Origin of the sequence: Stenotrophomonas sp. SMYL89, assembly GCF_036319985.1 — a bacterium.
Lineage (GTDB): Bacteria > Pseudomonadota > Gammaproteobacteria > Xanthomonadales > Xanthomonadaceae > Stenotrophomonas > Stenotrophomonas maltophilia_Q.
The window spans coordinates 260,713-273,173 of record NZ_JAWIRW010000005.1; the positions used below are offsets into that span (position 1 = coordinate 260,713).

Below are 12,461 nucleotides of genomic sequence, written 5' to 3' on the forward strand. Positions count from 1 at the left end.
GGGGGTGGTGCCGGGGGGTGTCCCCGCACGTCGCGCCCGCCCCCCCGCCGCGGCAGCCGAACATGGGCTCGGCGCTACAGTAGATCCACGCCATGCGTGGATACGGCCACCGATGGAAACCAGCATGTCGCCAGCTGCACATCCGGCCCCGCTAGAATGCCCGCATGACTGAATTCATCCCACCCGGCACCCGTTTCCATGCCCTGCCCTCGCCGTTCCCGTTCAAGCGCGGTGGCGCCCTGCACGGCGCCCGCGTGGCCTATGAAACCTGGGGAACGCTGGCTGCCGACGCAGGCAACGCGATCCTGATCGTGACCGGTCTTTCGCCGGATGCGCACGCAGCGGCCAACGACGCCAATCCGGCACCGGGCTGGTGGGAAGGCATGGTTGGTCCCGGCAAGCCGGTCGATACCAACCGCTGGTTCGTGGTGTGCGTGAACTCGCTGGGCAGCTGCAAAGGCTCCACCGGCCCCGCCTCGCTCAATCCGGCCACGGGCGAACCGTATCGCCTCGACTTCCCCGAGCTGTCGATCGAAGACGGCGCACGCGCCGCCATCGAGGTCGTGCATGCGCTTGGCATCGAGCGGCTGGCCTGCGTGATCGGCAATTCGATGGGCGGCATGACCGCCCTGGCGGTGCTGATGCTGCATCCGGGCATCGCGCGCAGCCACGTCAACATTTCCGGCAGCGCGCAGGCGTTGCCGTTCTCGATCGCGATCCGCTCGCTGCAGCGCGAAGCGATCCGCCTTGATCCGCGCTGGAACGGCGGCCACTACGACGACGACGCGTATCCCGAGTCCGGCATGCGCATGGCGCGCAAGCTGGGCGTGATCACCTATCGCTCGGCACTGGAATGGGACGGCCGTTTCGGCCGCGTGCGGCTGGATTCGGACCAGACCGATGATGATCCGTTCGGCCTGGAATTCCAGGTGGAAAGCTATCTGGAAGGGCACGCGCGGCGCTTCGTGCGTTTCTTCGACCCGAACTGCTATCTGTACCTGAGCCGATCGATGGACTGGTTCGACCTGGCCGAGTACGCCGATGGCGATGTGCTGGCGGGGCTGGCGAAGATCCGGGTGGAGAAGGCGCTGGCCATCGGCGCCAACACCGACATCCTGTTCCCGGTGCAGCAGCAGCAACAGGTCGCCGACGGCCTGCGTGCCGGAGGCGCTGAAGCGCATTTCATCGGATTGGAGTCACCGCAGGGCCACGACGCCTTCCTGGTCGACTTCGATCGTTTCGGCCCGGCCGTGCGCGGCTTCCTCGACGCGCTGTAAGTGGGCTGGCGGCGCAACCTGGCGCTGGCCGCGTTCGGCGCGTTGATCGCGCTGATGATCAGCGGCGTGCTGCCACTGTGGCTGGGCGGTTGGTGCCTGCTGGCCAGCGCGGTGTCCTTCGGCCTGTACGGTCACGACAAGCGCGCGGCGCAGCGAAAGCAGTGGCGGATTCCCGAACGCACCCTGCAGCTGTTGGCCTTTGCCGGTGGCTGGCCCGGCGCGCTGCTGGGCCAGGCGCTGTTCCGCCACAAGCACCGCAAGGCCACGTTCCAGTGGGCGTTCTGGCTGTGCGTGCTGGCAAACGTGGCCTCGATCGCGGTGATGCTGCGCGAGTTTTCGCGATAGCCAACCTGTAGAGCCGAGCCCATGCTCGGCGCCGTACCGAGGCAGCCGCGCATGGGCGCGGCGCTGCACGAGATCCACGCCACGCGTGGTGGTGCATCGCGCGTGGATGTGCATCGGTCAAAGTTCGCGGACCAGGGCCCCGTCACGCAGCCGGTACTGCGCATCGACCACGCCTTCGGGCAGGTCGTCGTGGGTGATCATCAGCAGGCTGCGCCCGTCCAGCAGCCCGGAAAGATCCTGCAGCAGCGCACGTGCAGTATCCACGTCCAGGCCTTCGGTGGGTTCGTCCAGCAGCAGGATCGGCGCATCGCGCAGCAGCGCGCGCGCCAGCGCCAGGCGCCGCGCCTGGCCGGCCGACATTGTCGCGCCGTTCTCGCCCACCCAGGTCTGCAGACCACCGTTGTTCTCGGCCCAGTCGCCCAGGCGAACGCGGCGCAGCACCGCCCACAACGCAGCGTCGCTGGCATCGGGATCACCCAGGCGCAGGTTCTCGGCCACGCTGCCGGCAAACACCGGCGCGTTCTGCGGCAGCCAGGCCAGCTGTCGATGCCAGTCGGCCTGGCTGAAATCGCGCAGGTCGCGGCCACCATAGGTGATTCGCCCCTGCTGCGGATCCCACAAGCGCAGCAGCAGGCTGGACAGCGTGGTCTTGCCACTGCCGCTGTCGCCGCGGATGGCGATTCGTTCGCCCGGCGCGAGGGTCAACTGCAGGCCGGACAACACCGGTCGCGCCGCACCCGGCCACTGGAAATGCACGTCATCCCAATGCACGCGCGCGGCCTCCGGCACTGCCTGCGGCGCCTGCGGATCCTCCACCGTCGGCGGTTGCTCGACGATGGCCTGCAGGCGATCGGCGGCGATGCGCCCGGCCTGCAGCGACTGCCAGGCCAGGCCCATGCCCGCCCACAGTTCGATCAGTGCCACGGTAAGGAACACCAGGCCCGCCGCCATTTCCGGCGCGATGCGCTGCTGTTCGGCCGCGAGGAGCGCCAGCGCCAGCATCGCCACCAGCCCCAGCCCCGCGACCACGCCATGCAGGGTCGAGGCTGCGATCAGGCGCCAGCGCCGACGACGATCACGCGCGGCCAGCTGCTTGGCCGCCACGCGCACCTTCAGCTGCCAGGCCGCATCGGCATGCAGCGCGGCCAGATCGCCCGCACCCTCCAATCCTTCAAAGGCGGCGGTGCGCAGTGCAGCACGATGCGCGGCACGGTCGGCCTCTTCATCGTCGCGGCCGCGCACACCCAGCCACGGCACGCCGAAGGCGATCAGCAGCGCCAGCACTGCCAGCAACACTGCTGCCGACGGCAGGATCAGCGCCGCCGAGGCCACCGCCACCAGCGTCAGCGCACCCAGCGCCACCAGCGGCCCGATCGCACGCACCAGCAGGCCGTCCACTTCACCGATGTCACCGAGCAGGCGCGCCAGCAGATCGCCGGTGCGCGTCGCCCCCAGCCGTGCCGGTGCCAGCGGCAGCGCGCGGCGGAAGAACCACACGCGCAAGTCGCGGGCGATGCGCAGGGTGGCGTCGTGGCCCACCAGCTTTTCGAAGTAGCGCGACACGATGCGCGCCATGGTCAGCCCGCGGATACCCGCGGACGGCGAGAAGAAGTTGAAGCCCTTGCCGAGGCCGGCCGCACCGGCCAATGCAGCGGCGGTGAGGAAACCACCGGACAGGCCCAGCAGTGCGGTGCCGGCCAGCATGGTGGTCCACAACAGCAGGATCGTCAGCAGCAGGCGCGGCCGATGGCGCAGGAACACCGCACGCAACGAATCAGGTGAACGGCTCATGCGCGCACCGCCTGTGCTGGTTCCACCAGGCGACCTTCCGGCAACAGCAGGCAGCGATCGGCCCAGGCGATCACCGCCGGGCTGTGGGTGGCGACCACCACACTGCGGCCTCGTGCATAGGCCGCCAGGCTGCGCAGCAGTGCGGCCTCGGTATCGGCGTCGAGAAACGCGGTGGGTTCGTCCAGCAACAGCACCTGCGGGTCGCGCAGCAACAACCGGGCCAGGCCGATGCGACGGGCTTCGCCGCCGGACAGGCCGAAGCCACGTTCGCCGATCACCGTCTCCAGCCCCTGTGGCAGGCGCTGTGCGAACTGAAGCACCTGCGCGGCCTCGGCCACCGCACGCAGTCGCGCATCGCTGGCACCCGGATCGGCCAGGCGCAGGTTGTCGGCAATGCTGCCGTGGAACAGGTACGGACGCTGGCTGGCATAGGCCACCTGCACGCCAGGACGCAGCTGCAGTTTGCCGGCGCGCGGCGGCAGCCAACCGGCCAGCGCTTCCAGCAGCGTGCTCTTGCCGGACCCGCTGGGACCGACCAGGGCCAGCCGCTGGCCCGGCTCCAGCAGCACATCCAGATCGTGCAGCACATCGTGCGGCGCGCCCAACGGGCGAAGCACCAGTCCCTGAGCCTGCAACGGCGGCAATGCAGCTTCGGCCGGCTCCACCGCCAGCGGTGCGATCTCGTTCTCGATCAGGCCATGCTCCTCGGGCAGTGACTGCAGCAGGCGTTCCACCTCGGCAGCAGCGGCCAGTGCATTGGCACGATCGTGGTAGTGCGCGGCCAGGCGCCGCAGCGGCGCGTAGAATTCCGGCGCCAGCAGCAGGCAGAACAGGCCCGCGCCCAGCGTCGGCACCGTCGAGTGCAGCGACATCATGCCCAGGTAGCTCAGGCCCAGGTACAACGCGACCATCGCCACGCTGACCGAGGCGAAGAATTCCAGCACCGTGGACGACATGAAGGCGATGCGCAGCACCTTCAGGGTACGCACGCGCACCCCTTCGGCGGCGGCCTCGATACCTTCCAGCTCGGCCTCGCCACGGCCATACAGGCGCAGCAGGCCCAGGCCCTTGATGCGATCAGCAAAGTGGCCGCTCATCCGCGCCAGTTCGCCCAGCTGGGCACGACCGGCAGCTTCGGCACCCCAGCCCACCAGCATCATGAAGAACGGCACCAGTGGCGCGGTGAACAGCAGGATCAGCGCCACCACCCAATCAACCCAGGCCACCGCGGCCAGGATCAGCAGTGGCACCACCACCACTTCGGTGCGCACCGGCAGGAAGCCACTGTAATAGTTCTCGATCGCATCGCCGTGATGCAGCATCAGTTCGCCCAGCTCACCGGTGCGGCGTTGCCGCAGCCACAGCGGACCGTGGCCCAGCAGGCGGGCGAACACGCGCTCACGCAGGGCCAGGCGCGCGGCATCGGCCACATCACCGGCAGCAGCCTGGGTGGCGCTGCCGAGCAGCGTGCGCAGCACCAGGACCAGCGCCAGCCCCCCCAGCACCGGCAGGCCCGATGCCAATGGCGCGCGCTCGACCAGCACCTGCTGCACCAGCCAGGCAATGGCGGCAGCCTGGCCGATCAACAGTGCGCCGGACAGGCTGATGCACAGCGCGGCCAGGCGCTGGCGACCCCGGGCGGAGCGTGACAGGTCGGCCAGCCAGGCCGTGCGCACACGCCGCTGGCGGGCGGTTTCAGCTTCCGGGTACAGGCCGTCAGGGGTCGTTTCGGCAGCGCTCAAGAGGTCTTCACGGGCAACGGGGGAGACACGGCATTGTAGGCGCAGGCAACAGCCCGCCCCTGCGGCCGGCGGTCGCAGTCTTCATCAGGTTGGCATACGATCAACCGGGGCACCTGTTCATACATTGATCTGGATCAAGGCTGTTTGAAGTAGTCGGTCACATCATTCACGTCGTAGACCACCCTTCCCGCCACCTGCAACGGCACTATCCAACGAGGTAGCCAGGCCATGATTGATCAGACAGTCGTAGAACTGTCGCGGCTGCAATTCGCGCTGACCGCGATGTACCACTTCCTATTCGTACCGCTCACCCTCGGCCTGTCCTTCATGGTGGCCATCATGGAGAGCGTGTACGTGATGACCGGCAAGGAGATCTGGCGCAGGATGACCCTGTTCTGGGGCGTCCTGTTCGGCATCAACTTCGCCATGGGCGTTGCCACCGGCATCGTCATGGAATTCCAGTTCGGCATGAACTGGTCCTACTACAGCCACTACGTGGGTGACATCTTCGGTGCGCCGCTGGCGATCGAAGGCCTGATGGCGTTCTTCCTGGAAGCCACCTTCGTCGGCCTGTTCTTCTTCGGCTGGAACCGCCTCACCAAGGTCAAGCACCTGATGGTGACCTGGCTGATGGCGCTGGGCACCAACCTGTCGGCAATCTGGATCCTGGTGGCCAATGGCTGGATGCAGAACCCGACCGGTGCGGTGTTCAACCCGGAAACCATGCGCATGGAAGTGGTCGACTTCATGGCGGTGGTGTTCAACCCGGTGGCGCAGGCCAAGTTCGTGCACACCGTCAGCGCCGGCTACGTGACCGGTGCGGTGTTCGTGATGGCGATCAGCGCGCTGTTCCTGCTGCGCAACAAGCACAAGGACCTGGCCCGTCGTTCGTTTGCGGTGGCCGCGGCGTTCGGCCTGCTGTCATCGCTGTCGGTGGTCGTGCTGGGTGACGAGAGCGGTTACGCCGCCAGCGAACACCAGAAGATGAAGCTGGCCGCGATCGAAGCGATGTGGGAGACCGAGCGTGCGCCGGCCGACTTCACCGCCTTCGGCATCCCCAACCAGGAGACCCACCAGAACGACTACGCGGTGAAGATCCCCTACCTGATGGGCCTGATCGCCACCCGCTCGTTGAACCAGCCGATTCCCGGCATCCTGGAACTGGTCGAGCGCGCCGAACACCGCGTGCGTGGCGGCCAGCTGGCCTACGGTGCATTGGAACGCCTGCGCGCCAACAAGAACGACGTTGAAGCGCGCGAGATGTTCGACCGTCACTGGCAGGACCTGGGCCACGGCCTGCTGCTCAAGCGCTATCGCGATGACATCCTCAACGCCACCCCGCAGGAAATCTCGCAGGCGGCGATGGACACGGTGCCGCGCGTGATGCCGTTGTTCTGGACCTTCCGCGTGATGGCCGGCCTCGGCTTCTACCTCATCGCTTTCTTCGCCCTGGCCTTCTACTACTCCTGCCGCAACAATTTCCAGGACAAGCGCTGGTTCCTCACGCTGGCCCTGTGGACGCTGCCGGCACCGTGGATCGCGATCGAGTGCGGCTGGTTCGTGGCCGAGTATGGTCGCCAGCCGTGGGCGGTCGATGGCGTGCTGCCGACCTTCTATGCAGCATCGGGGCTGGCCCTGCATGAAATCGTGCTGACCCTGGCCGGCTTCACTGCCATCTACACCGCGCTGATCGTGGTCGAGATCAAGCTGATGCTCAAGGCGATCCGCAAGGGTCCGGACGAGGTGCTGCCGTCACTGCAGTCGCCCCAGCCGCATGCTTCCCACAATGCCTCGGCGCCGGCCGCCGGCCAGGCCTGAGGCAGGAGAACCAAGATGGATTTCATTCTTCTGGACTACACCACGCTGCGCGTGATCTGGTGGCTGCTGCTCGGCATCCTGCTGATCGGTTTCGCCGTGATGGATGGTTTCGACCTGGGCGTGGGCACCCTGCTGCCCTTCGTCGCCCGCAACGACGCCGAGCGCCGGCTGGTGATCAACACCATCGGCCCGGTGTGGGAAGGCAACCAGGTGTGGCTGATCCTGGGCGGCGGCGCGATCTTCGCCGCCTGGCCGCCGCTCTATGCGGTCAGTTTCTCCGGGTTCTACCTGGCGATGTTCGTGATCCTGTTCGCGCTGATCCTGCGTCCGGTCGGTTTCAAGTTCCGCAGCAAGATGCCCAGCGAACGCTGGCGCAACACCTGGGACTGGGCGCTGTTCATCGGTGGCTTCATCCCGGCGCTGATCATGGGCGTGGCGGTGGGCAACGTGGTGCTGGGCGTGCCGTTCCACTTCGATGACAGCATGCGCATCTTCTACACCGGCTCGTTCTTCGGTCTGCTGATGCCCTTCGCACTGCTGGCCGGCCTGCTCAGCGTGTCGATGCTGGTCGCCCACGGTGCCGCCATGCTGGTCCTGAAGACCGACGGCCCGGTGGCCGAACGTGCAGCCCGTTTCGGCAGCATCGCCGCGATCATCGCCTTCGTGCTGTTCGCCGTGGGCGGTGCCTGGGTGGCCTTCGGCCTGCCGGGCTACCAGATCACCTCGCAGGTGGTCACCGATGGTGCAACCAATCCGCTGCTGAAGACCGCCGAACTCGGCGCCGCCGGTGGCTGGATGCGCAACTACAGCGCGATGCCAGCCACGATCCTGGCCCCGCTGCTCGGCCTGGCCGGCCTGCTGGCCAGTGCGGTACTGCTGCGTGCCCGTCGCGGCGGCCTGGCCTTCATCGCCTCCGGTGCGGCCATCGCCGGCATCATCCTGACCGTCGGCTTCGCCATCTTCCCGTTCCTGCTGCCGTCCTCGAGCCAGCCCACCTCCAGCCTGACCGTGTGGGACGCCTCGTCCAGCCACCTGACCCTGTGGATCATGCTGCTGGCCACGGCGGTGTTCCTGCCGATCATCCTCGCCTACACCACCTGGGTGTACCGCGTACTGAAGGGCAAGACCACCACCGAAGAGATGGGCAACAACCCGAACGCTTACTGATTGACGGTGTGCCGGCCCACGGCCGGCACATCCCTTGAACAAAGGAGATCGACCATGTGGTATTTCGCCTGGATTCTCGGTGCCGGCCTCGCCTCGACGGTGGCCATCCTCAACGGCATGTGGTTCGAAGCCCGCGAGCAGAACCGCATCGAGAAGGAAAATCGTCGCTGAGCTGTAAAAAAACCTTGCCGCCCTGGCCTTCACACGGTATCTTAGGCGGCTCCTTCGGGGTGTAGCTCAGTCTGGTAGAGCGCTACGTTCGGGACGTAGAGGTCGCAGGTTCGAATCCTGTCTCCCCGACCACTCACGTGGTCGCATTGAAGCCTGGTGAAGTCGTCCAGGCTTTTTTGTTCCCTGAAGTGGCACTGCTTCGGCAGTGTGAAGAAAACAGCATTTACCCCTTGCCGCCATCGGGGTGAATCGCTAGAATAGGCGGCTCCCTTCGGGGTGTAGCTCAGTCTGGTAGAGCGCTACGTTCGGGACGTAGAGGTCGCAGGTTCGAATCCTGTCTCCCCGACCACTTCGGTGGTCACCAAGAAGCCTGGAAGACATCACTGTCCTCCGGGTTTTTTTGTACCCAGTGCCAGGCCGCCCGCATGACGGGACCTTGCCGGAGCGCGCACGTACAATGGCCGCGCTGCCGGCCCCACCTGCAGCCGCCACTCCCCCACCTGCCGCTTCGGCGTAGACCGATGCCGGCGCTGCATGCCATTGCCCTGGCGTGCGACACCTGCAAGGACCACCGATGAGTTCCTCCACTTCCGATTCGCCATCGCTGCTGCACGGGCGCGTGCTGGCTTTCGCCGCCATTCTGCTGGCAGCGATCAACCTGCGCACCGCGGTTACCTCGATCACGCCGCTGCTGGACGTGCTCGGCCAGCAGTTCGGCTTCGGTACCACCATGACCGGCGTACTGGGCATGCTGCCGACCGCCTCGTTCGCGCTGTTCGGCGTGGCCACGCCGGCACTGGCGCGGCGCCTGGGGCTGGAACGCACCACGCTGCTGGCGATGGTGATGGCGATGGCCGGCCTGCTGCTGCGCTCCAGCGCCGGCAACGTCGGCACGCTGCTGCTGGGGTCGGTGCTGGCGCTGGCCGGCATGGGCATCGGCAACGTGGTGGTACCGCCGCTGGTCAAGCGCTACTTCGCCAACAAGGTCGGCACCATGAGCACGCTCTACATCAGCGTGCTGCAGCTGGGCACGATGCTGCCGGCGCTGCTGGCGGTGCCAGTGGCCAACGCCGCTGGCTGGCGCGTCTCGCTGGGCATGTGGGCGCTGCTCGCGCTGGCCGCGGCACTGCCGTGGCTGGTGCTGGCCAGGCGCGCACCGAAGCCGCAGGCCGACGCCACCGATCCCACCGCACAGCCGCACGGCAAGGTGTGGCGCACGTCGCTGGGCTGGAGCATGACGCTGATGTTCGGCATGACCTCGCTGATGACCTATTCGATGTTCACCTGGCTGCCGCGCATCGTGGTCGAGGCCGGTGGCACGCCCGCCTTCGGTGGCGTGATGGTCGCGGTGTTCTCGGCGCTGGGCCTGCTGCCTTCACTGGTCATCCCATCGATGGCGGTTCGCATGCAGAACCCGTTCCCGCTGGTGCTGATCGGCTTCTTCTCGTTCGTGATCGCCTTCACCGGCCTGCTGCTGGCACCGATGAAGGCCCCGCTGCTGTGGGCCTGCCTGCTCGGCGTCGGTCCGTCAACCTTCCCGCTGGCGCTGACCCTGATCAACCTGCGCACGCGCACCCCCACCGGCTCGGCGGCGCTGTCCGGCTTCATGCAGGGCGTGGGCTACAGCTTCAGCTGCCTGGGGCCGTTCCTGGTCGGCTGGCTGCATACGGTCAGCAACGGCTGGACGCTCCCGTTCAGCTTCCTGTTCGGCTGCGCCACCCTGATGCTGTGCGCCTCCTGGGTGGCCTGCAAGCCGCGCAAACTGGAAGATCTCTGGTAACCGGCCGGGGCCACCAGACGGTCCCGCCTACCGCTCGTCAGCCCGTTTGCGCATTTTGACGCCGGGCTGACAATTCCGGGCGGATAGTGCCCACGAATGCCCTTCCTTGCCGCGTGCCGGCATCGGGCATGGGGGCGGCAGCGCCGCCCAGGCCACCACTCGGTGTGCGGGGGACTCTCGTTTCAGACAAGACATTGCAGGTCGCTGTCCTGGTTCCGCCCATCCCTGCTGGATGGGAGTTCGCGAGGGGAGTGACGCAGGCCACGGCCATCCCAAAATCTGGCATGTGATGTGCGTCACATTTTTCAGGTTGTCTGGTTCGGAAGCCAAGGGGGTCCCCAATGGTTGTCCACCGTCGGCTGGCGCTTTGCGTCGGCCTCGCCTGCACTGCCCTGGCCTGGGCCAGCAGCGCTGCGCCGCCCGACCGCGAGACGGCCCTGGCCGAGATCGGCCGCTACCGCGACCAGGCCCGCTGGCTGGATGCCCTCGGTGCGATCGAGCGCGCCAGCCAGCAGCAGCCCAACGACGATCTGCTGTTCAAGCTGCGCGTACTGACCCTGGGCGACATCGGCAATGCCTGGCGCGCCTGGGAGCTGCTCCAGCAGCGCCCGCAGCTGTTCGACGCTGCACAGAAGCAACGCATCGAAGGCGACTACCTGGCCAAGCTGGTGGTCTGGAGCCTGGCCTACAGCAGCAGCGAAGACAGCCGGCTGGAAGAGGCCGAATCAACCCTGGCGCGCATGCAGCGCTACGTCGGCGCAGAGGGCACCCCACCCGCGCAGGCGCCACTGCGCATCCGCCTGGACCGGCTGATCCTGCTCAACCGCCTGGGGCGCCACGCGCAGGTGCGCGAGGAAGCGCGGGCACTGCAGGCCGAAGGCCACACGTTGCCCGACTACGTGCTGCCCGCCGTGGGTGATTCGTTGATGGGCACCCTGCACCCGGAGGAAGCCATCCCGGTACTGCAGGCCGCAGTAGCCGCCGATCCGACGCGTGACGCCTCGCATTCGGAACTGGCCTATGCCTACCTGGAAAGCGAGCAACAGGAAAAGGCCATCGACCTGCTGCAGGCCTGGCGCGACAAGGAGCCGCCATGGCGCTGGAGCAACGGCAAGTCACCGTACGCGAACTGGTCGCGCTACGAGGCCGACCTGAACCTGGCAATGGTGCGCGCCTACAGCGGCGACCTGCGCACCGCACAGCACGACCTGGAATCGATGGTCGACATCGCACCTGGCAACGGCGGCCTGCAGAGTGCGCTGGGCAGCGTGTACATGATGCGCGGATGGCCACGCATGGCGCTGCAGCGGCAGCAGATGGCGCATGCGCTGGACCCACGCGACATCGAGCCACGGCTCGGCATGGAAGAGGCGTACGTTGCCCTGCAACGCGACGACCTGGCACGGCCGCTGCACGACGATCTGGTCGCGCGCTATCCCACCCAACCGGCAGTCGAACGCATGGACCAGGCCTGGCGCGCGCATCGCGGCTGGCACGTGAAGGCATGGACGGATATCGGCCGCAGCTCGGGCGGCGGTGGCACCTCGCCACTGGGCAACAACGACCGCCATTACGGTCTTGAGGTGGAAACGCCGTTGCTGGATGACCGCTGGCGGCTGTTTGCCTTCGCCGACCGCCGCACGGTCGATTTCCAGGACCAGCGCATTGATCCGCTGTGGCTGGGTGCCGGCGTGCGCTACCGTTTCGGACGACTGGATGCAGAAGCAGCGGTGTTTCGCGCCAACGATCACATCGGCGATACCGGCCTGCGTCTTGGTGTCGGCTGGCAGTTCAACGATTACTGGCACGCCGGGCTGGTGGCTGTACGCAACGATCCGGACGCCTCGATGCAGGCGCGCGTGGCCGGCATCACCGCCGACAGCGTGAGCGCGCAGGTGGACTACCGGCGCAGCGAGCTGACCCACTGGATGTTCGGCGCCAGCCGCTTCCGCTACGACGACGGCAACCACCGCGAACTGTTCAGCACCAGCGTTGAACAGCGCCTGCTGACCCGCCCGCGCTGGCTGATCGATGGTCTCGCCAGTGCCTACACCAGCCGCGGCAGCCGCGACGACGCCCCCTACTTCAACCCGAAGCGCGACCGCATGGTCGAGATCGGAATGCGCATCGACCAGCAGTTGTGGCGGCACTACGAGCGCCATTTCCGGCACCGGCTGACGGTTTCACTGGGTGACTACTGGCAGGATGGCTTCGGCAGTGCGCTGGTCCCTTCGGTGTCCTACATGCACGAATGGCAGCTGGGCCAGGGCCGCGTGTTCGAGTACGGCGTGCGCTGGTCGCGGCCGGTCTACGACGGCCACCGCGAGCGTCATATCGGCTTCGAAGCCGCACTGCGCTGGGGAGAATGAC

9 protein-coding genes and 2 tRNA genes are annotated in these 12,461 nt (G+C 67.1%); 9 read left to right on the top strand and 2 right to left on the bottom strand.

What is annotated here, in order from left to right:
• The first annotated feature begins 164 nt into the window (after positions 1-164).
• Entirely contained in the window at positions 165-1,277 is a 1,113-nt protein-coding gene (locus tag V3B41_RS08880; protein WP_049431342.1) for a homoserine O-acetyltransferase, read from the top strand.
• Positions 1,278-1,622: a DUF1294 domain-containing protein gene (locus tag V3B41_RS08885; RefSeq protein WP_197650445.1), complete on the top strand. Its 345-nt coding sequence runs from the start codon at positions 1,278-1,280 to the stop codon at positions 1,620-1,622.
• 117 nt (positions 1,623-1,739) lie between these two features.
• Here the strand turns inward: V3B41_RS08885 and cydC are convergent, their stop codons facing one another.
• Together cydC and cydD are read right to left on the bottom strand one after the other, a co-directional pair.
• Complete coding sequence (gene cydC / locus V3B41_RS08890; protein WP_197650446.1) at positions 1,740-3,413, bottom strand: thiol reductant ABC exporter subunit CydC; 1,674 nt, start codon at positions 3,411-3,413, stop codon at positions 1,740-1,742.
• Positions 3,410-5,155 carry a thiol reductant ABC exporter subunit CydD gene (cydD, locus tag V3B41_RS08895; RefSeq protein ID WP_329860728.1) on the bottom strand — a complete coding sequence of 582 codons (1,746 nt, stop codon included), beginning with the start codon at positions 5,153-5,155 and terminating at the stop codon, positions 3,410-3,412. The genes cydC and cydD overlap by 4 nt, the downstream gene beginning before the upstream one ends.
• Before the next feature lie 228 nt (positions 5,156-5,383).
• Between cydD and V3B41_RS08900 the strand changes: the two genes are divergently transcribed.
• From V3B41_RS08900 to pgaA, 7 genes are all read left to right on the top strand, one after another.
• Positions 5,384-6,973 carry a cytochrome ubiquinol oxidase subunit I gene (locus V3B41_RS08900; RefSeq protein WP_049431332.1) on the top strand — a complete coding sequence of 530 codons (1,590 nt, stop codon included), beginning with the start codon at positions 5,384-5,386 and terminating at the stop codon, positions 6,971-6,973.
• A gap of 15 nt (positions 6,974-6,988) precedes the next feature.
• Positions 6,989-8,140 (top strand): cytochrome d ubiquinol oxidase subunit II, encoded by a 1,152-nt coding sequence (gene cydB, locus V3B41_RS08905; protein ID WP_005410353.1) that lies wholly within the window; start codon positions 6,989-6,991, stop codon positions 8,138-8,140.
• Between the two features lie 54 nt (positions 8,141-8,194).
• The gene (gene cydX / locus V3B41_RS08910; RefSeq protein WP_005410354.1) at positions 8,195-8,311 is read left to right on the top strand and encodes a cytochrome bd-I oxidase subunit CydX; all 117 of its coding nucleotides are present in this window, start codon (positions 8,195-8,197) and stop codon (positions 8,309-8,311) included.
• A gap of 55 nt (positions 8,312-8,366) precedes the next feature.
• Positions 8,367-8,443: transfer RNA gene (locus tag V3B41_RS08915), tRNA-Pro, on the top strand.
• A 140-nt stretch (positions 8,444-8,583) separates the two neighbouring features.
• Positions 8,584-8,660 (top strand) — tRNA-Pro (locus V3B41_RS08920).
• A 225-nt stretch (positions 8,661-8,885) separates the two neighbouring features.
• Positions 8,886-10,091, top strand: a complete 1,206-nt coding sequence (locus V3B41_RS08925; RefSeq protein WP_049429605.1) for an MFS transporter — start codon at positions 8,886-8,888, stop codon at positions 10,089-10,091.
• A gap of 341 nt (positions 10,092-10,432) precedes the next feature.
• Entirely contained in the window at positions 10,433-12,460 is a 2,028-nt protein-coding gene (gene pgaA, locus V3B41_RS08930; RefSeq protein WP_049429606.1) for a poly-beta-1,6 N-acetyl-D-glucosamine export porin PgaA, read from the top strand.
• The last annotated feature ends 1 nt before the right edge of the window (position 12,461 follow it).